This is a genomic window from Eikenella sp. Marseille-P7795 (assembly GCF_916618725.1).
Taxonomy (GTDB): Bacteria; Pseudomonadota; Gammaproteobacteria; order Burkholderiales; family Neisseriaceae; genus Eikenella; species Eikenella longinqua.
Genome location: NZ_CAKAJZ010000006.1, coordinates 111388 through 136477, shown reverse-complemented (window position 1 = coordinate 136477; position 25090 = coordinate 111388). Strand labels below are relative to the sequence as shown.

Here is a 25090-nt window from a genome sequence, read left to right as displayed (position 1 = left end):
GGCCGAAATCGGTGTAGATGCGGGAGGTACCTTGGTGGTAGTTGCCGGTGCCGAGGTGGGCGTAGCGTTTGAGGCCGCCCCCTTCGCGGCGGATCACGAGCGCCATTTTGGCGTGCACTTTGTAGCCGAACACGCCATACACCACGTGCGCGCCAGCGCTCTCTAAGCGGTTGGCCCAGTTGACGTTGTTTTCTTCGTCAAACCGCGCCATCAGCTCCACCACCACGGTTACCTGCTTGCCGGCGTTGGCGGCGGCAATCAGGGCGCGGGCGAGGTCGGAATGGGTGCCGGTGCGGTAAATCGTCATTTTGATGGCCACCACATCCGGGTCGGCGGCGGCTTCTTGTATGAAGCGCACGGTGGGGGCGATGGATTGGTAGGGGTGGTGCAGCAGCACGTCTTGCCGTTTGAGCACTTCGGCCATCGGCTGGTCTTTGCGCACATCTTTGGGCAGGCCGGGGGAGAAGGGCGGGAACTTCAAATCGGGGCGGTCCACCATATCGGGCACGGCCATCAGGCGCACCAGGTTTACGGGGCCCACCACCTGGTAGAGCTCGTTCGGGCTCAGGTTGCATTGCGCCAGCAGGAATTCGGCCACCTGCGGCGGGCAGTTGTCGGCCACTTCCAGCCGCACTTCGTCGCCATACTGCCGCCCGCGCAGCTCGGTTTGCACGGCAGCGCGCAGGTTGGTTACGTCTTCTTCGTCCACCGTGAGCTCGCTGTTGCGCGTGAGGCGGAATTGGTAGCAGCCTTCCACGGCCATGCCGGGGAAGAGTTTGTGCACATAGGCGTGCAGGATGGAGGAAAGCAGCACGAAGCCGTAGCCGCCGCCGCTTAAGTTTTCAGGTAGCCTCACTACGCGCGGCAGGATGCGCGGCGCCTGCACCACGGCCATGCCGGAAGCGCGGCCGAACGCGTCTTTGCCGGAAAGCTCCACCGCGAAGTTGAGCGATTTATTGAGCAGGCGCGGGAAGGGGTGGGAAGGGTCGAGCCCCAGCGGGGTAAGGATGGGCAAGAGCTCGCGGTCGAAATAGCTTTCAATCCAGGCGCGCTGCTCGGCCGTCCACTGGCGGCGCGGGTAGAAAAAGATGCCTTCTTCGCGCAGCGCGGGAATCAGCTCTTGGTTGAACAGCTCATACTGTTCCTGAATCAGCTTTTTGGCTTCGGCGGCGGCCGCGGCCATGGTTTCGGCGGGCGTGGTGCCGTTGTCGAGCTCGGTGTGCGGGTTGAGCTGGTTTTCCTTTTTCAGCCACGCCATGCGCACTTCGAAAAATTCGTCTAAATTAGAAGACACGATGCACAGGAAACGCAGCCGCTCCAACAGCGGCACTTGCGGATCGCGCGCCTGCGCCAGCACGCGGCGGTTGAAAGCCAGCAGGCTCAGTTCGCGGCAAAGGATGGGGGGCTTCTGGGGCATAAGGCTACCTGAAAATAGTGAAGGGGAGATTGCAAGGGAAACGCTTTGTAAAGCATAAACCGTTTCCCGGCAAATAGTTATATAATCGGCACACTGCCGGGCGGAATCGGGCCGTGCGCTTATGATTAACATAGCAATTACCCTTCCAACTCAGGCCAAGCCGCCCGTTCCGCCGCCTGCCGGAAGGAACGGTTTAACTATAGCACTTCCCGCCGCCGCTTGGCACTACCCGCCCATCCACCCTAGGGAGACCACCATGCGCCCCACCCTGCTCCTACTCTGCGCCGCCCTCTTCAGCAGCGCCGCCGCAGCCGAAACCCACACCCAAATCAACCTGCAAATCAACCCCTATTCCGGCTACTACTCCACCTGGCCGGAAGACGCCCCCACCTACTACCCCAGCCGCAGCTACTACTTCTACAACGGCGGCAGCCAATACGGCGGCGGGCAAATCCAAACCACCGAGCAATACAGCCGCGGCGGCATCGGCTACACCGAACACCGCAGCTGCCACACCAGCGCCGGCTCCACCATCTGCACCGGCAACTGGCGCCCCGCCATGCCGATTCGCGGCAATATTTCTATTGAGCATCAGCGCTGAAATACCGTGCATACAGCCGAGCAAAAGGCTACCTGAAAACGAGCTTCGCGAGTTTCTGCGCAGCTAAAATTTTCAGGTAGCCTTTCGTGTCCGCACCGCCTTCAACAAGGGCAGCTAGGGTTTACAGCGGCAGGTTAGGTATGAATGCCCAAGCTGCGCCTGCCAACTGTTTCGTAGGGGCGGATTTCATATCCGCCCCTACGTCCAACAATGCAATAGCTCGCAATTATAAAGGCTACCTGAAAACCTAGTGGATGATTTTCAGGTAGCCTTCACTTCCACACAACCCACAACCAAACTATCGGTAAAACCGCTGCCCCATGCCGTTATTGCAATATTGCAGGCGCACCGCGCCACCGCCGCTCTCCAAACACAGGCCGTTGGCGGCGCTGCGGATGTGGCCGCCCTCGGCAAACCAATGCTGGCTTTGGCCATGATGGCAAGCTGCGGCGGCCACCGGGCTGCCGGCGCCGCCCACGGCTTCCAGGCACAGCCCATTCACGCTCAGGCGCGGGCCGTTAAACATAAACTGCTGGTTGTTGCGGCCGTGGCAGGGCTGGCTCACCAGATAAGCGGGCACGCTGCCGCGCTCGAGGCTGAGGCAGGCGTTGTCGGCGGCTTGGCGCAGCAGGGTGCGGCCGCCGCTGCCGGGGTTGAGCGCGGGGCGGTAGTAGCCGTCGAGCGGGGAGCTTTCGCTCATGATCACGGTGGTGCCGGGGGAGGCATCCACGCGCACGGTGCGGCTCACGGTGTGGGTGCTCTCCACCGGCAAATCGAGCGAGAAGAAACGCCCGCCGGGGCCGTCGAGATAGGTGCAAGCGGGCAAGGCGAACAGGGCAAGCAGGATGGGCGTGGGTTTCATAGCGGCTCCTTGCGATGGGGCGGGATGGGCTTTGGGACTAGCTAAAAAGCAAATCTGGGATAGACCCGTATTGTAGATTTTCAGGTAGCCTAGAAATCGATCAGGCTACCTGAAAGCCAGTATTTAAAGATTAGTGAGCAGCTTGCGCATGAGGCGGCATTCGATGCCCACTTGTGGGTTGAGCGGCAGCACGGCTTCGCCTAGGGGCTGGTAGCCGTTGAGCAGGTAGAAGGGCTCGGAATTGAGCGAGGCGTAGAGCTTGAGCATGCCCAGGCCGCTTTGGTAGGCCAGCTCTTCGGCACGGCCGAGCAGGGCGGTGCCGAGGCCTTGGCGCTGCACGAAGGGGTGCACATACAGCGCGTCGAGCTGGGATTCTTGCAGGTTGATTTGGAAGAAGCCTTGGATGTGGTGTTTGAATTCGATCACCCAGAGGCGCTTGCGCTCGTCGCCGAGGGTGTCGAGGTAGCTGTCGGGGCTGAGCAGGGCGAGCCAGGCTTGCAGCACGGCTTCGCTGTAGTTGCGGGCGCAGGTGTAGCGCACGGCGTATTGGTGGGCGTTGTAGATGTGTTCGCAGTCTTGGATGCGTGCCGGACGCAGGTGGGTGATGAGGCTCATGGCGGGCGGGCTTGTGCGGTGAAACTGGCGGAATTATATAGCCTGCCCAACAGAATAACCATTCGGGCGGCGCGGGCGATAAATTGCGGCTATCGCGGCACGGCGGGCGGCAATCGGCGATATAATGGGCTACCTGAAAATATAGCCCGCACGGCCGGGTTAGGCGGCAAGCCGTAGCCAAAATCTTTTTAGCCGCCCAGAAACGCCACTGCACTGCGTTTTCATGGCCTTGAAGCCAACGCTTTCAGGTAGCCCGCACATTTTCAGGTAGCCTCCGGCTGCCGCCACACAACCATCAATAAGGAATCGCTATGTCTCCCTCACTACGAAGCTGGCTGGCCGTGTGCCTGCTGCCGCTGCTGTTGGCGCTGTGGTTTGCGCTGAATCCGGCGGCGGATGCTACGGGCTATCTGCAAAATGGCGTGATTATGTGCTGCGCCTGTGTGTTTTTGCTGAAATATGTGCTGTTTGCGCTGGTATCGGCGCATTTGCGGCAGGATGTGCCGGCCAAGCGGCGCGCGCTGTTGCAACTCTTGCCGCTGGCGGCCTTCAGCGGCTATGTGGCGTATTACTTTATCCGATGATTTTTATTGATTTTCAATATTTTATTTCTGATGAACACCTCTTCCCCCTCCCATCTTTCCGACAAACAAATGGCGCTGCTTTTAGCGGCAATGGCGGCGGTGATGCCGTTTTCCATCGACACTTATCTGCCTGCCGTGCCGGCGATGGCGGCCAGCTTGGGCGTGCGTGAAACAGACATCCAGCAGAGTCTGAGCATTTTCCTGGTGGGGCAGTCGGCGGGGGTGCTGCTGGGCGGGGTGTGGTCGGACTTCAAGGGGCGGCGGCCGGTGGTGCTGGCCGGGCTGGGCTTGTATCTTTTGGCCAGCTTCGGGCTGATTATTTTGCAAACGCTGCCTCAGCTGATGCTGCTGCGGATGGTGCAGGCTTTCGGCGCGGGCATGGTGGCGGTGAGCGGCGGGGCGATTGTGCGCGATCATTATGAAGGGCGCCGTGCGGCGCAGATGTTTGCGCTGATCGGGGGGATTATGATGGCGGCGCCGGTTTTGGCGCCGATGGTGGGCTGGCTGATGCAGCTTATCGGCGGCTGGCGGGCGGGGGTTGCGGTTTTGCTGGCGTATGCGGGGGTGGTGTGGCTGCTGCAATGGCGTTTCCTGCCGGCCAACCGCCCGACGGCGCGGCCTGCGGGCTCGGCGCTTTGGATTATTCTCACGGGCTACCGCAGCGTGTTTGCCAAGCCGCAATCTCTAGGCTTTCTGTTTTTTCAGGCGTTCAGCTTTTCTTCGATGTTTGTGTTCCTCACCGAATCACCTTCGCTGTATATGAAGTTTTACGGCTTGAGCAACGGCTTCTACACGCTGCTGTTCGGTCTTAATATCATTACCATGGTGTTTTTCAACCGCGTAACGGCCTGGCGGCTGAAGAGCGGCAGCAATCCGGCCAATATCCTGCTCATCGGCATCGCGGTGCAGCTGGCGGCCAATTTGCTGATGATGCTGCTCTCGCAAGGTTTGGCGCGGCCGCCGCTGTGGCTGCTGGCGCCGCTGGTGATGCTGTCGGTGGGCGCACAGGGTCTGATTGTGGCCAATACGCAGGCTTGCTTCATGAGTTATTTCAAGGCCGAGGGTGGCAGCGCCAACGGCGTGCTGATTTCCAGCCAGGTGCTGATTGCCGCCGCCATGGGCTTCCTCGCCACCCAGCTGCACGACGGCTCCGCGCGCATCATGCCCGCCATGATGCTGGCCTCCACCCTGTGCGGCATCACGCTGCTGTTCACCCTCTCGCGGCGGGTGTGGCTGGATAAGTCGGCACACTAGGCCGGTTGCCATCCGTTTGCTATTTTTCAGGTAGCCTGTTATCCCGCCCCAAGGCCACCTGAAACCCATTTTGACAGGCACAACATGTGCAGCAACCTATTCGCCACGGCCACGCCCGTTTTTCAGGTAGCCTATCCCCTTACTCCTCCGCTAAAAACCCCATGCCCCACACCTTCCTCACCCAGCTCGAAGCCCGCATCCGCGCCCAATACGCCAAACAAGACGGCCTGGCCGACGAGCTGCTCTCCGGCACCCCCGTAACCAAAGCCGAGATTGCCGCCGCCGAACAACAACTCGGCACCGCCTTTCCCCCGCCCTACCGCGCCCTGCTGCTACACTTCGGCACCGGCTGCGACCTCGGCATCGAAATCGACAGCCTGCCGCAAGTGGTATAGTGGATTATCTTATGCTTTTAGAAGCGGCGCAGTGCTTGCTGTCAGAACTTATAAATCAGGTGGTCGTCGTAGTGGGAATTGTGGTTGATGGTGCTGCATAAGGTCAGGGTCTGGCAGCCTGCAAACCGCTCCCAGCCGGGCAGGTGCAGCTCCGCCACGAGGTTGAGATAGGCGGGCAGCTCGCTGCGGGTGCTGCTGAAAAAGATGAAGGGCGGGCGCACCATTGCCATCAGGCGCAGAAACTCGACCATGCCGAAGTAGGCGGCCTTGCGGTAGTTGCCCTGCTGGGTGCAGACGTAGGGCGGGTCGAGTACCAACAGCGTGCGCGGGTTAGCGCCACAAGCTCACCCCGGGCATGAACTTCCTCGCCATCATCGGCCTGATCTACCTCACCGGCTTTACCCTGCTCTTCCTGCTGGATTTGAGCGGCCTGCTGGATCATCTGAAATAAGCATCCGCAGCCAAGCCAAAGGCTACCTGAAAACGGTTTGGGATTTCAGGTAGCCTTTATAACGAGCGCCGCCAGCCTGCTATTGCCTAGCCGCAGGGGTACGGCATTCCTTGTCCAAGCTATGGCTAAACAGCAAAATATCCGACAAAAAGGCTACCTGAAAATTTTAGCTTCGCAGAAACTTCGCTACGCTACGTTTTAACTCCGTTGAGGCTCAAATTTTCAGGTAGCCTTTTGCCGCTGGTTGCGCACGTACCAAACGGCGCATCCAAATATCTAAACCCGCACCCTACCTTGCCCGCTGCCCCGCCGCCTCAAATGCACAATGGCCGCCGAACGTATTTCATACAGCGCGGCAGTGGTTTGCTCAAACTCTGCCAGCAAGCCGCGCTCGGCGGCGGAAAACGGCGGGGAATCGTTCCAAGAGCCCATGCCGCCGAACACATGGCTCTGTTCGCAGGCCAGCCGCAGGCGTTCGCGCGCTGGCAGGGCTTCGTTGGCCAGCGTTTGCCGCGCCCTATCGAAAAAAGCCTGCTGCCAGTGCTGCTCGCCGATGGCGCCGGCCAGCCGGGCAATATCGGCCAGAGCTTGCTGGAAGCAGCGTATCAGTTCTTGCTCGGTCATGAGTTTCGTTCCTTTCTAGTGTATTAAGCAAAAGGCTACCTGAAAATTTCAGGTAGCCTTTATTCAATCGCACACGCGCCTATTCCTTATGCTGCAAGGCCGCTTTGATAAACGAAGTAAACAGCGGATGCCCTTTGCGCGGGGTGGACGTGAATTCCGGGTGGAACTGGCTGGCAAAAAACCACGGATGTTCGCCCTGCGGCAGCTCGATGGTTTCCACCAAGCGTTCGCGACCGCTGGATACGCCGCTCACCACCAGGCCGGCCTGCTCCAGCGCGGGCACGAAATGGTTGTTCACTTCGTAGCGGTGGCGGTGGCGCTCTTTAATGCGGGTGCTGCCATACACGGCGGCGGCGAGGCTGCCGGGCACGAGTTCCACTTCCTGCGCACCCAGGCGCATGGTGCCGCCCAAATCGGCGTGTTCGTCGCGTTTTTCCACCGCGCCGTCGGCGGTTTGCCATTCGTCGATCAGCGCCACCACAGGATAGGGCGTTTTCAAGTCGAACTCAGTGGAATTGGCGTTTTCCATGCCGGCCATGTGGCGGGCAAATTCAATCAGCGCAATCTGCATGCCGAGGCAGATGCCCAAATAAGGCACTTTGTTTTCGCGGGCATAGCGGGCGGCGGCAATCTTGCCTTCCACGCCGCGCGTGCCGAAGCCGCCGGGCACAAGGATGGCATCAAAGCCTTTGAGGCCGGCGGTGCCTTCCTGCTCGATGGTTTCACTGTCGATATAGGTGATGCGCACTTCGGTTTCGGTGTGGATGCCGGCGTGTTTCAGCGCTTCGCTGAGCGATTTGTAGGATTCGGTGAGATCCACATATTTGCCCACCATGGCGATATTGGCTTTGTGCTGCGGGTTTTTGATGGCGCGGACGATTTTCTTCCATTCCGTCAAATCCGCCTGCTTCACGTTCAGTTGCAGCTGCTCGCAGATAATCGTGTCGATGCCTTGGTTGTAGAGCATTTCGGGGCATTCGTAGATGCTTTCCACGTCGTAGCTGCCCACGATGGCGCGCTCTTCCACGTTGCAAAACAGGGCGATTTTGCGGCGTTCGTCGTCGGGCAGCTCCCTATCCATGCGGCAAATCAGGATGTCGGGCTGCAGGCCGATGCTGAGCATTTCCTTCACGGTGTGCTGCGTAGGCTTGGTTTTGATTTCGCCCGCTGCGGCGATGTAGGGCACATAGCTCAAATGGGCAAACAGCGTGTTGGCGCGGCCGAGCTGGCTGCGCATCTGGCGGATGGCTTCCAAAAACGGCAGCGATTCGATGTCGCCCACCGTGCCTCCGATTTCCACAATCGCCACGTCGTAGCCCGCCGCGCCTTCGTGAATACGGCGTTTGATTTCGTCGGTGATGTGCGGGATCACCTGCACCGTGCCACCCAAATAATCGCCGCGACGCTCCTTGGCAATCACGTTTTCATACACCTGCCCGGCGCTGAAGCTGTTGGCGCGGGTGAGCGTGGCGTCGATAAAGCGCTCGTAGTGGCCGAGGTCGAGGTCGGTTTCCGCGCCGTCTTCGGTTACAAACACTTCGCCGTGCTGGAAGGGGCTCATCGTGCCCGGATCCACGTTGATATAGGGATCGAGCTTGAGCATGGTTACCTTCAGCCCGCGCGATTCGAGGATGGCCGCAATAGAAGCGGCGGCGATACCTTTACCCAATGAAGATACCACGCCGCCGGTTACGAAAATAAATTTGGTCATGATGCAATGCCCGTTTTGGAAAGCGCGATTTTACCCCGTTTCCCGCAAAAGCAAAAGCGCGGGGGCGGCTGGTTTTCAGGTAGCCTCAACTTGGCCTGCGCGGGCTTGGGGCTACCTGAAAACCAGCCGCGGGCAGATTGAAAAGCCCTATCGGCCGCCCTTTCAAAGGCCTGAACCCTATGCGATAATACGCCCAAACTCCACACCAAAACATCACACCATGCAAGGCAACATTTTCGTCATCTCCGCCGCCTCCGGCACCGGCAAAACCACGCTGATTTCCCGGCTGCTCCAGCATCATGCCGACATCCGTGTGTCCGTGTCGCACACCACCCGCGCCCCGCGCCGCGGCGAGGAAAACGGCAAACACTACCACTTTGTGAGCGTGCCCGAATTCGAGCGCATGATAGAAGAAAGCCAATTCGTGGAATACGCCCAAGTGTACGGCAACTACTACGGCACCAGCACCCAAAGCCTGGAAAGCCTCACCCGCCAAGGGGTAGACGTCATCCTCGAAATCGACACCCAAGGCGCCGAGCAAATCCGCCGCCAGCTGCCGCAGGCGCACAGCATCTTCATCGCCCCGCCCTCGCTGCAAACCCTGGAGCAACGCCTGCGCCAGCGCGCCGCCGACGCCCCCGAAGTCATCGCCCGGCGGCTGGCCGAAGCCCGCAGCGAAATCGAGCAGGCCGCCCTGTTCGACTACCTCGTGGTCAACGACGACCTCGTGGCCGCCGAAAACGCCCTGCTGCACATCATCAAATCCCAGCGCTTCCGCCGCGAAAACCAAGAGCCCTTTGTGCACCAACTGCTCGCTGGCAGCAGCGAAAACGCCTGATATTTTTCAGGTAGCCCCATCTGCCAAAAGGCTACCTGAAACCCTTTATCCCTTTTCACCAACACATATAAGGAACACACCATGGCACGCATTACCGTAGAAGACTGCATCGGCCGCATCCCCAACCACTTCAACCTCACCCTGGCCGCCGCCTACCGCGCCCGCCAGCTCGCCAACGGCTCCATGCCCCTGGTAGACGACATCCGCAACAACAAGCCCACCGTCACCGCCCTGCGCGAAATCGCCGCCGGCCAAATCGGCGAAGAAATCCTCTCGCGCAACAAGTAATCCCGAGCCATCATGATTGCCGCGAGCATCGGTTACAACCCCTCCATCGCCGCCCTGCGGGAAACCCTGTTTGCCCAAACAGGCTACCTGAAAAAAATGGAACGCTGGGCGCTCTTGGAAGCCGCCTGCGCCTACGTTTACCAAACCGCCGAGCAGCAGGGGCACACCGACAAACTCGCCCGCGCCTTCGATCTCGCCACCGCCCTGGCCGAAGAAAAACAACGCGTGCACGCCCTGTGCGCCGTGCTGATTCAAACCGCCATGGAAGACCTCGGCACCCAGGCCGACATCGGGCTGCTCCAGCCCCAATTCGGCGACGTGTGCACCGAAATCATCCGCCACATCCACACCGCCGGCAGCGAAGGCCGCGAAGCCCAGCTCAACCGCTGCCGCCGGCAAATCAACGAAGTTTACCACCTCATCATCGAGCGCAGCCGCCAAGCCCTGCTGCGCGCCGCAGGCTACCTGAAAACCGAAGACCAAGCCCTGCTCAACCGCGCCTGCGATTTCGGCATCCGCGCCCACCAAAACCAATTCCGCAACAGCGGCGTGCCCTACATCACCCACCCCATGGCCGTGGCCCAGCAGCTCGCCGAATGGCACATCGACGCCCAAGGCCTCTGCGCCGGCGTGCTGCACGACGTGCTCGAAGACACCGGCACCAGCAAAGAAGAGCTTGCCGCCGAATTCGGCCAAGCCATCGCCGACATGGTAGACGGCCTCTCCAAGCTCGAAAAGCTCGAATACGACAGCCAGGCCGAACACCAGGCCGAAAGCTTCCGCAAGCTCATCATGGCGATGACCAAAGACATCCGCGTCATCATCGTCAAACTTTCCGACCGCCTGCACAACATGCGCACGCTCGATGCCAAAAAGCCCGACAGCCGCCGCCGTATCGCCCGCGAAACGCTGGAAATCTACGCCCAGCTCGCCAACCGCATTGGCCTGAACCACGCCTACCGCGAACTGCAAGACCTCTCCTTCAAATACCTGCTGCCCAACCGCTACACCGTACTCGAGCGCGCCCGCGAAGCCAGCCGCCGCAACCGCCGCGACGTGGTGGGCAAAGTGCTGAGCGCCTTCAGCCAGCGCCTGGTGAGCGCCAACATCGAAGCCAAAATCCGCGGCAAAGAGAAAAACCTCTACAGCATCTACAAGAAAATGCAGGATAAAAAACTGCATTTCTCCGAAGTGATGGACATCTACGGCTTCCGCGTGATTGTGAACAACATCCCCGCCTGCTACGCCGCCCTCGGTGCGCTGCACAGCCTCTACAAGCCCAAGCCCGGCCACATCAAAGACTACATCGCCATCCCCAAGGCCAACGGCTACCAAAGCCTGCACACCACCCTCGTCGGCCCCTTCGGCCTGCCGATAGAAGTGCAAATCCGCACCCGCGAGATGGACAAAGTGGCCGAAGAAGGCGTGGCCAGCCACCTGCTCTACAAAAACGCCGAAAACGACCCCGCCGCCCAGCGCACCCACCAATGGCTGCAAAACATCCTCGACTTCCAAGCCCAGGGGGACAACGCCATCGAATTCCTCGAGCATGTTAAAGTCGATTTGTTCCCGCGCGAAGTGTATGTGTTCACCCCCAAAGGCAAAATCCTCGTGCTGCCCGAAGGCGCCACCCCCGTGGATTTCGCCTACGCCGTGCACACCGACATCGGCCACCGCTGCATCGCCGCCCGCGTGAACAACACCATGGTGCCCCTGCGCACCCGCCTGCGCACCGGCGACAGCGTGGAAATCATCACCTCCAACATCGCCCGCCCCAACCCCGCTTGGCTCAACTTCGTCATTTCCGGCCGCGCCCGCAGCGCCATCCGCAACAAGCTCAAACACATCGACCGCGGCGACGCCGTGCGCCTCGGCGAGCAGCTCCTCCAACGCGCCCTCACCGGCCTGCTTCCGCAAGATTTGCTCCTCTCCGAAGACCTCAAACAAAGCTACCTCGACGACCTCAGCCGCAAAAACACCAGCTTCGAAGACATCCTCTACGACGTGGGCATGGGCAGGCTCGCCCCCGTATCCGTGGCCATGCACATCGCCGAGCTCGCCGGCAAACAGCCCAACAGCAGCAGCGTGAAAATCGCCCCCATCAGCGTGGGCAGCAGCGACAGCGGCCGCATCCAGCTCGCCCCCTGCTGCCGCCCCATCCCCGGCGACAGCATCAAAGCCCTCCTGGTGAAAGACCACGGCCTCATCATCCACCGCGACACCTGCCCCAACACCCTCAAAGCCCCGCCCGAGCAGCAGCTCGACGCCAACTGGGAAGGCATCGAACAGAAAAAACACTACCCCACCAGCATCACCGTATCCGCCAAACGCGCCCACGGCCTGCTCGCCGCCATGGCCCAAGCCGTATCCGGCCACGGCGCCGACATCGAATCCGTCGACACCCTCAGCTCAGCCAAAGAAAACGGCGACGGCTTCATCGAATTCCGCTTCGACCTCCAAGTGGCCGACCACACCCAACTGCGCCAAATCATCCACGCCCTCTACACCATCCCCCAAGTGCGCAAAGTGCAGCGCCACTAAACCATGCAAACGGCCGCACAGATTTTCAGATAGCCTCCCCCGGCAGCAGGCTACCTGAAAACGATGTTTCCGAAGGGAGTGGAATTTCTGCGAAACTAAAAATAACAGGCAGCTTCAGGGTGGCTGAAACTTCAGCGCCAACCGAATCATGCGTTTGTAGAGTAATCCGCAAAAACGCCAATCTACGGCACATTGTGCCGCAAACGTAAACTGCCCTTTGCCGCTGCCGAGAAACGCCGTTTCCATTGTCTATCGGCTTGCCGCTTGAGCCGCACAAAAATTCCGCTATGGTTTTGCCGAAATATGGTTTGGGCGAAAGTCGCGTTGCTGATTTTTACTCCGTGTAAGTTCACATTTTCAGGTAGCCTTTTTCACAGAAACCCTGCCGCCCCGTGCCGCAGAAGAACCGTCGATCAATATCACGAGTTAGGATAACCCGATGAAAAAACAAAACTCTTCCAGCAAGCCTGGCCTACGCCGCGCCGATGAAAAATTTTCAGGTAGCCCCAAGCGACAGGCGCGCGACAAAGCGGGCAACGCACCCTCTGCGCCGAAAACGCGTGTGGCGCGGGCGAAAAAGCTGGCCGTGCGCCCAGCTAACCAGAAAGTGCAGAGCCGCGTGCGCCAGCTTCAGGAGCAGCGTTCAGATTTGAGCGGCATCGAGCCGGTGCGCCTGCAAAAGGCGTTGGCCGCTTCCGGCGTGGGCTCGCGCCGCGAGATGGAGGAGTGGATTCAAAACGGCTGGGTTTCGGTAAACGGCAAGCCGGCGCAGCTGGGCGACAAGGTGCAGCCGGATGACCAAGTGCTGGTGAAAGGCAGCGTGGTGAAGCTGAAATGGCCGGATAGGTTGCCGCGTATCATCTTGTATTACAAGCAGGAAGGCGAAATCGTATCGCGCGACGACCCGCAAGGGCGCGTGAGCATTTTCGACCGCCTGCCGCAGGCGGCGAGCAGCCGCTGGGTGGCCATCGGGCGCTTGGACATCAACACCAGCGGCCTGCTGATCCTCACCACTTCCGGCGAGCTGGCCAACCGTTTCGCCCACCCGAGCTTCGAGGTGGAGCGCGAATATGCAGTGCGCGTGTTGGGCGAGCTGGAAATCGAGCAGATGCGCCAGCTCACCGGCGAAGGCGTGATGCTGGAAGACGGCCTGGCGCAGGTGGAGCGCATCCACAGCCAGGGCGGGGAGGGCGCGAACAAATGGTATAATGTGGTGCTCAAAGAGGGGCGCAACCGCGAAGTGCGCCGTATTTTCGAGCACTTCGGCCTCACCGTGAGCCGCCTGGTGCGCACCGGCTTCGGGCCGATTGCTTTGCCTAACCGTTTGAAACGCGGGCAGTTTTATGAGCTGAACGCAGCGGAAGTAGCCTCGGTGATGAAGTGGGTGGATATGCCGCTGCCGGGCGAGGGCCGCCGCAGATAAAGCCCAGCCAAACCGGCTTCAGGCTACCTGAAAACCGGCCAAATCGTTTGCAGGCAAACCGCTACCGCCATTTTCAACGCCCATAAAGGCTACCTGAAAACGTGAGCTTCAACGGAGTTAAAAATGAGCGGGGCGCATTCGCTAAAACGATACCTTGGCGCGGCTAAGGCCAAGCGCCCGCGAAGCGAAAAATGCCGGCCGAACGCACAGGCCGGCTTCTATTCATCCTTTTGATACCCCACATGAAACAGCTCAACCGCATCGATTCCCAGCCGGCCTTCCTGCTGTCGGCCACGCCGTGGCGCGAAACCAGCCTGCTGGCGGAGCTCTACAGCCGCGACTACGGGCGGGTGACGGTGGTGGCGCGCAGCGCGCGCAAGCGGCAGAGCGAGCTGCGCGGCGTGCTGGTGCCGTTTGTGCCGGTGCAGGTAGCCTGGTATGGGCGGGAAGAGCTGAAAACGCTGCACCGCGCCGAATGGCTGGGTGGCTGGCCGCAGCCGCAGGGCAAGGCGCTGCTCAGCGGGCTGTATGTGAACGAGCTGGTGCAGAAGCTCACCGCGCGCGAAGACCCGCAGCCCGCGCTGTATGAGGCTTTGCGCCAAGTTATGCGCGCCTTGTGCAGCGAGCCGAACCATGCCGCCGCGTTGCGCCGCTTCGAATGGGCGCTGCTCACGCTGTCCGGCTATGCGCCCGATTTGCGGCACGACAGCGATGGCAGGCCGGTGGAGGCCGCACGGCAATACTGGCTGCGCCCCGAACACGCCGTGCTGCCGCTGGAACAGCGCCGCGCCTTGCCTGCGCACGAAATCCAGAGCGGCGTGGCGGCGTGCGGCGAAGTGCTGATGCAGCTGGATAGCGGTGAATTTGCCGATGCCGCCGCCTTGCAGCAGGCGCGGCAGATTACCCGCCTGCTGCTGGATTCCCGCCTGCCGGAGGGGATTAAATCGCGCCAGGTGTTGCAGCAGATACAGGCTTTCAGGTAGCCTTGGGATTTGTAAGTGACTCCAAGTAGTTGGTGTAATTGAGAGCGATTTGATTGAATTGTATAGTGTCGGCAATGTTTTGTAAGAAGTAATGATGGATGGCACGCATGTTGCTTATATAATTTAAGCGTGTGTCATTTATGATGCCGACTAGGTATTCAGGAAAGGACGGAATATGCTTTTAGGCGTAAATATCGACCACGTTGCCACGGTGCGCAATGCACGCGGCACGATTTACCCCAGCCCGCTGGAAGCGGTGTTGGTGGCGGAAACCCACGGTGCCGATTTGATTACTCTGCACTTGCGTGAAGACCGCCGTCACATCAAAGATGTAGATGTATTTGCCATCAAACAAGCCATCCGTACGCGGATGAATTTGGAAATGGCGCTTACCGAAGAAATGTTGGAAAACGCCTTGCAGGTGCAGCCGGAAGATGTGTGCATCGTGCCGGAAAAACGGCAGGAAGTGACCACCGAAGGCGGCTTGGATGTGTTGGCGCAGCAGCAGAAGGTGGCAGAGTTTACGCAGAAGCTGAATGCAGCTGGTATCCGCGTGTCGTTGTTTATTGATGCCGACGAGCAGCAAATCCGCGCGGCACGTGATGTTGGTGCGCAAGCCATTGAGCTGCACACCGGTGCCTATGCCGATGCGGTTTCGCATACGGTGCGGCAAAGTGAGTTGCTGCGGTTGGAAGAAGCGGCATACTTCGCTTCGGAACTGGGCTTGGTGGTAAACGCCGGTCACGGCTTAACGATTCACAATGTGGCACCGGTGGCGCGTATTCTGCCGATTCGCGAGTTGAATATCGGCCATGCGCTGATTGCACAGGCGCTGTTTTTGGGTTTGCCGGCTGCAATACGCCAGATGAAGGAAGAGATTTACCGGGCGAGAAGCCAGCCGGATTAGGATTTAAAGGGAGCGGCTACCTGAAAAGTAGGGAAAGATGCTTACGGGCGGTTTGGGTTTCGTAAAGCTCCTGCTTTCAGGTAGCCTGTTTAATTGCAGTTTGAAAAATAGTGGGTTACACCATAAAAATAAAAGTATTGGTGCTTGCTGGGGTGTAAAGACGTTGAAGGGAAAATAATGAATAAATCAAAAGTGCAGGGCTTTACTCTGATGGAGCTGATGATGATTGTGGTCATTATTGGTATTTTGGCAACGCTTGCCTTCCCCAGCTATGACTCTTTCATCCGAAAAGCGCGCATGGAGGAAGCAAAAGCGCGCATCATGGATAAGGCTCGGAGTATGGAGCGTTTGTATTCTAAAGCCAGAACGCTGAATGATACTACCGCAGGTAATCAGGCTTCAGCGCCGGTGAGCACAGATTTTTTTGATATCACGTTTGCCCCGGGTTCGCCAAAAGCGGATAGCTACGAAATCATCGCCAGGCCAAATGCTAGAAATTCTCGTGAAACCAAAGGGATCTATTACAACAGCATCGGTATTTTAAACCGGTGCAATATTGATAGCGACGGCAACACGAGCAACTGCGAGCAATACTGATAACAAGCTATTCCCTTTCTCCCCAAAGCCGTTTATACTGCCGCTTCATTATTTATAAGGAGCAGCAAGATGAGCGGCTTATCTGTTCGCACACAGCGCGGGTTCACCTTAATCGAGCTGCTGGTGATCATTTCGATTGTGGCGGTTTTGGCGGTGATTGCCTATCCTTCCTACCAATCTTTTATGCGCAAATCGCGTTTGGAAGAAGCGAATGCTGCTTTGTTGGAAAACAGCCGGGCAATGGAACGCTTTTATACGCGAAACCGCACTTTCAAAGCCAATTCCACCTCTTGGCCGGCTATCCCGGTTACCCAAACCGCCCATTTCTGCATCAAATTCCAAGGCAATGCGCGCGGCGTGCTGGGCGATAAATATACGATTAAAGCCGTGGCTTTCGATGTGAACAAAGAACCTCGCGTATTGCTGATTAACCAAGACCAAACTGTGCGCCTTTGCGAAAGCAGCAGCAGCCGTTGCGATAATAAAACCGTCTTCCCCGGCGGAAACAATATCGATAAAAACTGCGAATTGCTGCATTGAATAAAATCCCATATTTCCAACCAAATCTTCAACCGAATTTCCCTACCTTTTTCAGGTAGTCTTCTCCTTCATGGATATCTCCGTTTTACTGCAACAAAAAATCCGCAATGCCGATTACATCCGCCTGATTCAATCCAATAGCGCCCGGTTCAGCCGCGCCGAGACCGGCCTGCTGGCCGAAATTTTGCTCGGCTACGAATTCGACGTGGTGCAGCAGCAGGCGCTGGCGCAGGCCGTGTTGCAGCAATCCCGCTTCGATCCCGACGCTTTCCACCAAGAGTTTGACGATGAAGACGTAACCGGCATCTGCCCGCACTGCATCAACCCGCCCATGCCGCCCCTGCGTGATTATCTGGTGTGGCGGCAAACCTTGGCCAAGCAGGCTACCTGAAAACCGTTTTTCAGGTAGCCTTTTCCCCCTCATCCACCCATCATTTGGAACCATCATGCGCATTATTTCCGCCAACGTAAACGGCATCCGATCCGCCTATAAAAAAGGTTTTCACGACTACCTCGCCCAGAGCGGCGCCGACATCGTGTGCGTGCAGGAGCTCAAAGCCCAAGAAGCCGATTTGGACAACAGCATGCAAGCCCCGCACGGCATGCGCGGCGTCTGGCACTGCGCCGAAAAACGCGGCTATTCCGGCGTGGCGCTCTACAGCAAACGAGAGCCCGACCGCGTGCAAACCGGCATGGGCATTGCCGAATTCGATGCCGAAGGCCGCTTTGTGCAGGCCGATTTCGGCAACTTATCCGTGATTTCGCTCTACCTGCCCTCCGGCAGCAGCTCAGACGAACGCCAACAAGTGAAATTCCGCTTTCTCGATGCCTTCTACCCCATGCTGCGCGATCTGCAAGCCCAAGGCCGCGATATCGTCATCTGCGGAGACTGGAACATCGCCCACCAAAACATCGACTTGAAAAACTGGAAAGGCAATTTGAAAAACTCCGGCTTCCTGCCCGAAGAGCGCGAGTGGATCAGCAAAGTGATTGCCGAGCTCGGCTGGGTGGACATCTGGCGCACGCTCTATCCCGAAGCGCCCGGCTACACCTGGTGGAGCCAGCGCGGCCAGGCCTACGCCAAAGACGTGGGCTGGCGCATCGACTACCAAATGGCCACCCCCGCCCTGGCCGGGCGCGCCCAAGCCGCCCACGTGTATAAGCAGGAAAAATTTTCCGACCATGCCCCGCTGGTGGTGGATTACGATTATCCGCTGTAAACTATAGCGGATTCACACACTTTCGATACAAGGCGAGCCAACGCCGTATCGAAAGTTAGGTTAATCCGCTATCGCCGCAATTTTCAGGTAGCCTGCGCTGGCAAACAGGCTACCTGAAAATCCGATTGGCCAAGCCGCTTGCTTATTCCGCAGCACAAATTTTTCAGGTAGCCTGCGGCACTTCCGCCCAAAGGCTGGCTGAAACCATCCCAATTCACACCCAAGGAACCCCCATGTATTTCGTAGACCGCAGCGCCGTGGTGGTGAAGCCCACTGAAGCCTTCCTCACCTGGCTCAAAAGCACCGGCGACGACCTGCCCGACCTCACCCTTTCCCAAATCCGCAGCAATTGCAGCGTGTATCTGATTGAGCAAACCGACACGCCCGAAGAGAGCGCCGGCCTCTTCGGCGAGCATTGGCGCAACATCCTCAGCGGCGAAATCGCCTCCTGGGAAGTGCCGCAGGAGCAGTGGCCGGAGCTCACGCCCGAGCTGTTTGCCCGCTTCTTCGACCTCGAATTTCACGACATGGTGCTGGATTTGGACGACGACGACATCCGCGTCAGCCCCGTTGTGGACAATATGATGTGATGCCGTGCAGCCTTTTCAGGTAGCCTTCAAGCCCTCGCGGCTGCGGCGCATCGTGCACGCGGCGGCGTGGCTGTGGCTGGCCGCCATCTGGCTGCTGTATTTCGCCGGCTGGCCGCGCTGGCTCGGCCTTGCGCTCACCGCCTTCGCCGCCTGGCACGCCCTGCGCCGGCCGCTGCGGATTACCCGATTGGCAGTGGACAGCGGCGGCGGGGCGGTGCTGTTTTTGCAACCGCAGCAGATTGCCGTGGCCGCCACCCTGCGCGGCGGCGTGGTGCTGCCGTGGCTGCAAATCCTGCATTGGCACACCGATAGCGGGCGGCGGCTCCACCAGGCCGTGTGGCCGGATTCCGCCGATGCCGAAGGCCTGCGCCGCCTGCGCGTGTGGGCGCGGTGGGGGCAGGCGCGGAGGAAGCAAACCAAGCAGGCGGATATGCAGGATTGACACAAACACCATGATTGGATAAAGGCCGCCTTAAAGAGACAGGCTACCTGAAAAAACGGGGCTGTATGCCCGCATTTAATCCGCCACGGTTGCGTGTTTGGGCAGGCATGCCGATATCACCGCAGCGGCCATCCCCGTGCATATTGCCGCGCTCGCCACCACGTCCCATTCCACAAAGCCGTCGCCCATCGTCAGTTCGCCCGCCGCAATCGAAACAGCCGCCAGCCCCGAGCCCAACGCCGCCGATATTGCCGCCGCGCGCCAGCCGCGACGCAGCTTCAGCGCCGCCGCCAGCCCGGCATACACCGGCGCCGCAGGCAGACTGAAAAACCATAGCCAGATAAACAAATTGAAATACCATTGGAAATCGGCTGATGTGAAACTCACCGCCGAATTGCCTGAAAAACCTTCCGAAATCATCAATGCGGATGCCGCCAGCAGCGGCGGAAACAGCACAAGAATCAGGAAAAAAGATTTGATATAGGGTTTCATAAACACTCCGTGATTGAATGTGGTCGGGCGGAAAAGCGTATTGCCGTGTTGAAGCCGAATCTCTCGGTAAAACGAATAAAGCGGCGATTTTTATTTCTATAGTGGAGTAACTTTAAATCAGGACAAGGCGACGAAGCCGCAGACAGTACAGGTAGTACGGCAAGGCGAGGCAATGCAGTCCTGGTTTAAAGGTAATCCACTATAATTCCGCTGCATTAAAATCAGCAGTATTAATCTGCAAAACCATACTGCATATCGGCGCAATCATATATAAGGCCAATTTCATGAGCAATCCCAACTACCTCATCCTGCCCAGCCGTTTAGACTTTGTCAAAACGCTTTCCGCTTTGAAACAGGCTTTTGCCGCCCAAGGGCTCACCCTGTTTGCCGAAATCCCTCATTCCAGTTTGGCCGACGAACACGGCCTGCCGCTCGCGCCCGCCTGCCTGCTGATTGTCGGCCACCCGGCCAAGGGCACGCCGCTGATGCAGGCCGATTTGCTGCTGGCTGCCGAGCTACCGCTGAAAGTGCTGGTGTGCGAGCAAAATGGGTGCGTGCAGGTGTGCTACCGGCGTGTGCTGCCGCTGGTGGCCGGGCGCAATTTGGGCGCGGCGGAAAACGTGGCCGCGCAAATCGATGCCGCCATGAGTGGGCTGATTGCCGCCGCTTTGCCGAGTGCCACAAGCCAATAGCGGATTAACATGCTTCCGATACCAGGCGGCGAGCTGCAGACAGTACGAGCAATACAGCAAGGAGAGCCAACGCCGTAGCGGAAGTTAAGCTAATCCGCTATAAACCGGGCTGCGGTATAATGCCGCCGCAGGCTACCTGAAAAAGGTTTAACCGTTTTCAGGTAGCCTGAATCAGTTGAAGCAGGCCGCCTGAATACAATCTCTTGGCACAGTGGAAACATCAGCCCCGCCGTTTTTTAGCCACGCAGAAACGCTGCCTTGCGCCGCAAGACACCAGTTTCAGGTAGCCTCCCCGCAAACAAGGCCGAACAAATGAAAACACTCCCCCAATGGCTCGCCCACCTCGAAACCGCCTACACCGGCGGCACCGCCCACAGCCACGGCAGCATCGACATGGGCTTGGAGCGCATCCGCGCCGTGCAAGAACGCATGGGCCTGCAGCCGCAATGCCCCGTGGTTGTGGTGGCCGGCACCAACGGCAAAGGCTCGGTGTGCGCTTTTTTGGAAAGCATCTACCGCGCCGCCGGCTTCTCCACTGGCATGCTCACCAGCCCGCACATCCTGCGCTACAACGAGCGCATCTGCGTAAACGGCCGGCCTGCCTCCGACGAAGCCATCGTGGCCGCGTTCGAGCGCATCGAAGCCGCCCGCGGCAACACCGCGCTCACCTATTTCGAATTTAACGCCTTGGCCGCCGTGGATATTTTCCACCGCGCCGAAGTAGACGTGATGATTTTGGAAGTCGGCCTCGGCGGGCGGCTCGACGCGGTAAACATTTTCGATGCCGACGTGGCCATGGTCACTTCCGTCGATTTGGATCACCAAGCCTTCTTGGGCGACACGGTGGAAGCCATCGCCTTTGAGAAAGCCGGCGTGTTCCGCCCCGGCAAACCCGCCATCTGCGGGCAAAACCCGCCGCCCGAATCGCTGCGCCGCCACGCCGAAGCCATCGGCGCCGATTTGCTCCTGGCCGGGCGCGATTTCGGCTTCAGCAAACTGGAGCAGCAGCAATGGTCGTTTCACTTCCATCCCGAGCACAGCCCGCAGTTTTCAGGTAGCCGCAAGCGCAACGCGCTGCCCTTTCCCGCCCTGCGCGGCGCTTATCAGCTCGGCAATGCCGCCTGCGCGCTGGCCGTGCTCGAATGCCTGAACGCGCGCCTGCCGGTAGATATCGGCGCCATCAAGCGCGGCCTGCTGGATGTGCAGCACCCCGGGCGCTTCCAAGTGCTGCCCGGCCGCCCACTCACCATCTTGGATGTGGGGCACAATCCGCACGCCGCCCGCGCCCTGCGCCGCAGCCTCATCGCGCTGCCTTTCGCGCAAAAGCGGCTGGCCGTGTTCAGCATGCTGGCGGATAAAGACATCGGCGCCGTGCTCGAGCTGCTGCAAGACCAGTTCGACGAATGGCTGGTGGCGCCGCTGCCGCTGCCGCGTGGCCTCTCGGCAGAAGCCTTGCAAGCGCACCTGCAAGCCGCCGGCATCGGCAATGTGCGCCTGTTTGGCAGCGTGGCCGAGGCCTACCGCGCCGCCTTATCGGAGGCAGGCGAAAATGATAGAATTGTCGTATTTGGTTCGTTTCACACGGTGGCCGAAATCATGTAGCCAAGCCACTTCTTTCCCCCTGCGGCGTGAGCCCGCCTTGCCGTGCTGCCTGTACTGCTGAGGCTCGCTGCCTGGCTGGGGAAAAAATCGGCTGGCTAGGGAAAGCCGTCGCAACAGGAATAATCAGTTATGCCCCCGCAATCCAACCCCAATTGGCGCCATCTGGAAGAATACGAGCAGATCAAGCGCAAAAACCGCCGCCGCCTGGTGGGCGCGCTGCTGCTCACCGCCGTGGTGGCGCTGCTACTGGCCAAAGTGCTGGGCAGCGATAAGAATAACGCCGCACCCGGCGAAGTAACCGTGAGCGGCGGCGAAACCGCAGCTTCCGCCGTGGTGGACGTGCAGCCGCTGCCCGAGCCGGTGGCGGAAGTGCCCGATGGCGCGGATACTTCGGTGGAAATGCCGCCGCAGCCGGTGTCTGCGCCGCAGGAAGTGGTGGTGGCCGAGCCGGTGCCGCCGGCTGCACAGCCCGCTCCGCCGCCCGTGCAGCCTGCCAAACCGGTAGATACGCAAACCGCCGTGCTGCCCAATCCACTGGCCAATTCAGGCAGCGCCGCCAACCCGCCCGCCCAAGCGCGCCGCCCGGCACCCGAGCCGCGTGCGGAAAGCAAACCTGCGCCGGAACGCCGAGCGGCAGCGGAAAACAACCGCCCCGAGCCGCGTGTGCAACAGCCGGCCGAAGCCGCCAAACCGCCCGTGCCGCAGGCTAAGCCTGCTGTGCCGCCAGCCGCGCAACCGGCCAAGCCAGCCGCAGAGCATCCCCGCCGTGCCGAAGCCGAGAAACCGCAGCAGCCCGCTGCCCAGCAGCCGCGCGCGCGCCAGCCGGAAAGCAAGCCCGCCGAACGTTCGCGCCGCAATGAAGAGCGCAAGCCCGAGCGGCGCAACAACCGCCTTTCTCCGGAAGATATTTTGAACAACCGTGCCGCCAACCAGGTTTCTTCCGGCGGCAAAGCGGCCGAGGGCCAAGCCGCCCAGCCGGACAAGCGTATGGTGATCCAAGTGGGCGCCTATACCAGCGAGGAGCAGGCGCGCTCGGTGCAGAAACGGCTGGCGGATGCGGGCGTGAGCGCCTATGTGGCCGCGCCGCCCAATAAAGGCAGCAACGCGCTCTACCGTGTGCGCACCGGCTCTTATCCCAACCGGCAGGCCGCCAATCAGGCGCTGGGCAAGATTAAGGCGCAGGGTTTGGACGGCATGCTGCTGGAGCGCTGATGACTTTATTCGATTATGCCGCTCTGTTTGTGATTGCGGCCTTCACGCTGATTTCGCTGTTCCGCGGCGTGGTGGCCGAATTGGTGGGTCTGGTTTCGTGGCTGGGCTCGCTGTTGGCGGCCAAGCTGCTTTCCCCGCCGGTGGGCGATTGGCTTTCAGGTAGCCTGCGCCCGCCGGCGTTGGCTGTGGTGGTGGCGTTTATCGGCGTGTTTTTGCTGGCGAGGTTATTGTTCCGCCTGCTGCAAACCGTGCTCACTTCTTCTGCGGGCGCGGTGGGCTTGGGCGGGGTAAACCGCCTGCTGGGCGGGCTATTTGGCGCAGTGAAGGGCGTGCTGGCGGTCACGATGGTGGTGCTGGCCTGCGCGTTTACCGATTTGCCCGCCAGCGAGGAATGGCGGCATTCGCAAACCGCTTTCGTTTTCGAGGGGCTGGCCAAACTGGCCGTGCCCTATCTGCCGCCGTTTATGGCGGATCATGTTGATTACCGGCAAGAGCCGGGGGAGTGAATTTATGTGTGGCGTGTTGGGCATGGTGGCGTATGAGCCGGTAAATCAGTTGCTGTATGACGGCTTGCAGGTGTTGCAGCACCGCGGGCAAGATGCGGCGGGCATCGTAACGGCCGAGGGCAATATGTTTCATATGCACAAAGACATCGGCATGGTGCGTGATGTGTTCCGCACGCGCGATATGCGCAACCTAGTGGGCAACGCGGGCATCGCCCATGTGCGCTATCCCACGGCGGGCAATGCCGGCAGCAGCGCCGAGGCGCAGCCTTTCTATGTGAACTCGCCCTTCGGCATCGTTTTGGCGCACAACGGCAACCTCACCAACACCGAGGAGCTCTATGCCGCCCTGCACCGCCGCCACCTGCGCCACATCAACACCGGCTCCGATTCGGAAGTGCTGCTCAACGTGCTGGCCAGCGAGTTGCAGCACATCATGGGCGGCCGCACCGAGCTGGAAGTGGGCGATATTTTCCACGCCGTTTCCGCGCTCAACCGCCAAGTGCGTGGCGCCTACGGCGTGGTGGCACTGATTGCCGGCTACGGCATGCTCGCCTTCCGCGACCCGCACGGCATCCGCCCGCTGGTGTTGGGCAAACACACCGACGGCGAAGGGCGCACCGCCTATATGGTGTCTTCCGAATCCATCGTGTTCCCCAGCCTGGGCTATGAATTGGTGCGCGATATCGCGCCGGGCGAGGCCGTGTTTATCGGCTTCAACGGCGAGTTTCACAGCAGCCAATGCGCCGAGGCGCCGCGCCTGTTGCCCTGCCTGTTTGAATACGTGTATTTCGCGCGGCCGGATTCGGTGATGAACGGCGTATCCGTGTATCAGGCGCGGCTCAATATGGGCGTCACTCTGGCCGAAAAAGTGAAACGCAGCCTGAATGCCGACGAAATCGACGTGGTGATGCCCATCCCCGACACCAGCCGCCCCAGCGCACTTCAGCTGGCCATGCACCTGGGCAAACCCTACCGCGAAGGCCTGATTAAAAACCGCTACATCGGCCGTACCTTCATCATGCCCGGCCAGGCCACGCGCAAAAAATCCGTGCGCCAGAAGCTCAACCCCATCGACAGCGAATTTGCCGGCAAATCCGTGCTGCTGGTGGACGATTCCATCGTGCGCGGCACCACCAGCCGCGAAATTGTGGAAATGGTGCGCGCCGCCGGCGCCCGCAAAGTGTATTTCGCCTCCGCCGCGCCCGAAGTACGCTACCCCAACGTGTACGGCATCGACATGCCCACCCGCAGCGAGCTGATTGCCAACGGCCGCGACGCCGAGCAAATCGCCGCCGAAATTTCCGCCGACGGCGTGGTGTTTCAAGATTTGGCCGATTTGGAAAACGTGGTGCGTGCGCTCAACCCCGCCATCGAAGGCTTCGACAGCTCCTGCTTCAACGGCTGCTATGCCACCGGCGACATCGACGAAGGCTACCTGCAACGCCTCTCCGAAAACCAGAAAGGCGGCAAAGGCAGCGCCCCAGCCGGCCAGATGGAGCACGGCATCCGCGTGGGCTCCAGCAGGGAATAGGCCTTGCCATGCAAACGGGGGAGGGGCTACCTGAAAACCGGTTTGCCGATTTTTCAGGTAGCCTTTTCCCGCATTTGAGGCTACCTGAAAATATCGGCTGCCGTGCAATGAAAGCCCGCAGCCATCATTAAAACAAACTGCCTGTTTTTCAGGTAGCCTCCAAGTTTGATTA

General features: G+C 59.8%; 30 protein-coding genes. 23 read left to right on the top strand and 7 right to left on the bottom strand.

The genetic code is table 11. The features are described from left to right. A partial coding sequence (ppk1, locus tag LG371_RS09780; protein ID WP_225748376.1) for a polyphosphate kinase 1 occupies positions 1 to 1417 on the bottom strand: 1417 nt, incomplete at its 3' end. Positions 1418 to 1673: 256 nt separating this feature from the next. Here ppk1 and LG371_RS09775 point away from each other — a divergent pair. Beyond that, entirely contained in the window at positions 1674 to 2018 is a 345-nt protein-coding gene (locus LG371_RS09775; RefSeq protein WP_225748375.1) for a hypothetical protein, read from the top strand. A 298-nt stretch (positions 2019 to 2316) separates the two neighbouring features. Here LG371_RS09775 and LG371_RS09770 read toward each other — a convergent pair whose 3' ends face one another. Then, positions 2317 to 2880 (bottom strand): RICIN domain-containing protein, encoded by a 564-nt coding sequence (locus LG371_RS09770; RefSeq protein WP_067594997.1) that lies wholly within the window; start codon positions 2878 to 2880, stop codon positions 2317 to 2319. A gap of 123 nt (positions 2881 to 3003) precedes the next feature. Beyond that, a complete protein-coding gene (locus tag LG371_RS09765) occupies positions 3004 to 3495 on the bottom strand; it encodes a GNAT family N-acetyltransferase (protein WP_067594995.1) in 492 nt (163 codons plus the stop codon). Positions 3496 to 3806: 311 nt separating this feature from the next. On the opposite strand from LG371_RS09765, the gene LG371_RS09760 reads away from it, so the two are divergent. The 3 genes from LG371_RS09760 (at position 3807) to LG371_RS09750 (ending at position 5728) form a co-directional block, all read left to right on the top strand. Next, positions 3807 to 4079 carry a hypothetical protein gene (locus tag LG371_RS09760; RefSeq protein WP_067594992.1) on the top strand — a complete coding sequence of 91 codons (273 nt, stop codon included), beginning with the start codon at positions 3807 to 3809 and terminating at the stop codon, positions 4077 to 4079. 30 nt (positions 4080 to 4109) lie between these two features. Beyond that, complete coding sequence (locus LG371_RS09755) at positions 4110 to 5333, top strand: multidrug effflux MFS transporter (protein ID WP_225748374.1); 1224 nt, start codon at positions 4110 to 4112, stop codon at positions 5331 to 5333. 86 nt (positions 5334 to 5419) lie between these two features. After that, a complete protein-coding gene (locus LG371_RS09750; protein ID WP_156503587.1) occupies positions 5420 to 5728 on the top strand; it encodes an SMI1/KNR4 family protein in 309 nt (102 codons plus the stop codon). Positions 5729 to 5769: 41 nt separating this feature from the next. Here the strand turns inward: LG371_RS09750 and LG371_RS09745 are convergent, their stop codons facing one another. The 3 genes from LG371_RS09745 to LG371_RS09735 all read right to left on the bottom strand — a co-directional run bounded on the left by LG371_RS09745 (position 5770) and on the right by LG371_RS09735 (position 8514). Continuing rightward, positions 5770 to 6045, bottom strand: coding sequence for a hypothetical protein (locus LG371_RS09745; RefSeq protein WP_225748373.1), 276 nt, complete (start codon positions 6043 to 6045; stop codon positions 5770 to 5772). Between the two features lie 410 nt (positions 6046 to 6455). Beyond that, positions 6456 to 6803, bottom strand: a complete 348-nt coding sequence (locus tag LG371_RS09740; protein ID WP_225748372.1) for a hypothetical protein — start codon at positions 6801 to 6803, stop codon at positions 6456 to 6458. Between the two features lie 79 nt (positions 6804 to 6882). Then, entirely contained in the window at positions 6883 to 8514 is a 1632-nt protein-coding gene (locus LG371_RS09735) for a CTP synthase (RefSeq protein ID WP_225748371.1), read from the bottom strand. A 6-nt stretch (positions 8515 to 8520) separates the two neighbouring features. On the opposite strand from LG371_RS09735, the gene LG371_RS12275 reads away from it, so the two are divergent. The 13 genes from LG371_RS12275 to LG371_RS09675 all read left to right on the top strand — a co-directional run bounded on the left by LG371_RS12275 (position 8521) and on the right by LG371_RS09675 (position 18883). After that, positions 8521 to 8655, top strand: a complete 135-nt coding sequence (locus LG371_RS12275; RefSeq protein WP_255593119.1) for a hypothetical protein — start codon at positions 8521 to 8523, stop codon at positions 8653 to 8655. Between the two features lie 79 nt (positions 8656 to 8734). Further along, positions 8735 to 9352 carry a guanylate kinase gene (gene gmk, locus LG371_RS09730; RefSeq protein ID WP_067594971.1) on the top strand — a complete coding sequence of 206 codons (618 nt, stop codon included), beginning with the start codon at positions 8735 to 8737 and terminating at the stop codon, positions 9350 to 9352. Between the two features lie 81 nt (positions 9353 to 9433). Then, entirely contained in the window at positions 9434 to 9640 is a 207-nt protein-coding gene (rpoZ, locus tag LG371_RS09725) for a DNA-directed RNA polymerase subunit omega (protein ID WP_067594968.1), read from the top strand. Between the two features lie 12 nt (positions 9641 to 9652). Next, positions 9653 to 12181, top strand: a complete 2529-nt coding sequence (locus tag LG371_RS09720; RefSeq protein WP_225748370.1) for a bifunctional (p)ppGpp synthetase/guanosine-3',5'-bis(diphosphate) 3'-pyrophosphohydrolase — start codon at positions 9653 to 9655, stop codon at positions 12179 to 12181. A gap of 439 nt (positions 12182 to 12620) precedes the next feature. Next, the gene (locus tag LG371_RS09715) at positions 12621 to 13604 is read left to right on the top strand and encodes a pseudouridine synthase (protein ID WP_067594965.1); all 984 of its coding nucleotides are present in this window, start codon (positions 12621 to 12623) and stop codon (positions 13602 to 13604) included. 242 nt (positions 13605 to 13846) lie between these two features. Next, a complete protein-coding gene (gene recO / locus LG371_RS09710) occupies positions 13847 to 14587 on the top strand; it encodes a DNA repair protein RecO (protein ID WP_067594962.1) in 741 nt (246 codons plus the stop codon). Between the two features lie 175 nt (positions 14588 to 14762). Beyond that, positions 14763 to 15494 (top strand): pyridoxine 5'-phosphate synthase, encoded by a 732-nt coding sequence (gene pdxJ, locus LG371_RS09705; RefSeq protein ID WP_225748369.1) that lies wholly within the window; start codon positions 14763 to 14765, stop codon positions 15492 to 15494. 177 nt (positions 15495 to 15671) lie between these two features. Next, a complete protein-coding gene (locus LG371_RS09700; protein ID WP_225748368.1) occupies positions 15672 to 16091 on the top strand; it encodes a type IV pilin protein in 420 nt (139 codons plus the stop codon). A gap of 69 nt (positions 16092 to 16160) precedes the next feature. Next, positions 16161 to 16631: a type IV pilin protein gene (locus LG371_RS09695; protein ID WP_067594953.1), complete on the top strand. Its 471-nt coding sequence runs from the start codon at positions 16161 to 16163 to the stop codon at positions 16629 to 16631. A 70-nt stretch (positions 16632 to 16701) separates the two neighbouring features. Next, a complete protein-coding gene (locus LG371_RS09690) occupies positions 16702 to 17022 on the top strand; it encodes a hypothetical protein (RefSeq protein WP_067594950.1) in 321 nt (106 codons plus the stop codon). Positions 17023 to 17074: 52 nt separating this feature from the next. Beyond that, entirely contained in the window at positions 17075 to 17851 is a 777-nt protein-coding gene (locus LG371_RS09685; protein ID WP_067595254.1) for an exodeoxyribonuclease III, read from the top strand. Between the two features lie 233 nt (positions 17852 to 18084). After that, complete coding sequence (locus tag LG371_RS09680) at positions 18085 to 18441, top strand: hypothetical protein (RefSeq protein ID WP_067594948.1); 357 nt, start codon at positions 18085 to 18087, stop codon at positions 18439 to 18441. 4 nt (positions 18442 to 18445) lie between these two features. Then, the gene (locus tag LG371_RS09675) at positions 18446 to 18883 is read left to right on the top strand and encodes a protein YgfX (RefSeq protein WP_067594945.1); all 438 of its coding nucleotides are present in this window, start codon (positions 18446 to 18448) and stop codon (positions 18881 to 18883) included. A gap of 75 nt (positions 18884 to 18958) precedes the next feature. Here the strand turns inward: LG371_RS09675 and LG371_RS09670 are convergent, their stop codons facing one another. Next, positions 18959 to 19375, bottom strand: coding sequence for a hypothetical protein (locus tag LG371_RS09670; protein WP_156503586.1), 417 nt, complete (start codon positions 19373 to 19375; stop codon positions 18959 to 18961). 284 nt (positions 19376 to 19659) lie between these two features. Between LG371_RS09670 and LG371_RS09660 the strand changes: the two genes are divergently transcribed. The 6 genes from LG371_RS09660 to LG371_RS12270 all read left to right on the top strand — a co-directional run bounded on the left by LG371_RS09660 (position 19660) and on the right by LG371_RS12270 (position 25049). Beyond that, positions 19660 to 20067 (top strand): DUF302 domain-containing protein, encoded by a 408-nt coding sequence (locus tag LG371_RS09660; protein WP_067594941.1) that lies wholly within the window; start codon positions 19660 to 19662, stop codon positions 20065 to 20067. Positions 20068 to 20379: 312 nt separating this feature from the next. After that, a complete protein-coding gene (gene folC, locus LG371_RS09655; RefSeq protein WP_067594938.1) occupies positions 20380 to 21669 on the top strand; it encodes a bifunctional tetrahydrofolate synthase/dihydrofolate synthase in 1290 nt (429 codons plus the stop codon). 129 nt (positions 21670 to 21798) lie between these two features. Continuing rightward, complete coding sequence (locus LG371_RS09650) at positions 21799 to 22881, top strand: SPOR domain-containing protein (RefSeq protein ID WP_225748367.1); 1083 nt, start codon at positions 21799 to 21801, stop codon at positions 22879 to 22881. Next, entirely contained in the window at positions 22881 to 23387 is a 507-nt protein-coding gene (locus tag LG371_RS09645) for a CvpA family protein (protein WP_225748366.1), read from the top strand. The genes LG371_RS09650 and LG371_RS09645 overlap by 1 nt, the downstream gene beginning before the upstream one ends. A gap of 4 nt (positions 23388 to 23391) precedes the next feature. Then, on the top strand, positions 23392 to 24918 hold the full coding sequence (gene purF, locus LG371_RS09640) for an amidophosphoribosyltransferase (RefSeq protein ID WP_225748365.1): 1527 nt from the start codon (positions 23392 to 23394) through the stop codon (positions 24916 to 24918). Between the two features lie 8 nt (positions 24919 to 24926). Then, positions 24927 to 25049 (top strand): hypothetical protein, encoded by a 123-nt coding sequence (locus tag LG371_RS12270; RefSeq protein ID WP_255593118.1) that lies wholly within the window; start codon positions 24927 to 24929, stop codon positions 25047 to 25049. The last annotated feature ends 41 nt before the right edge of the window (positions 25050 to 25090 follow it).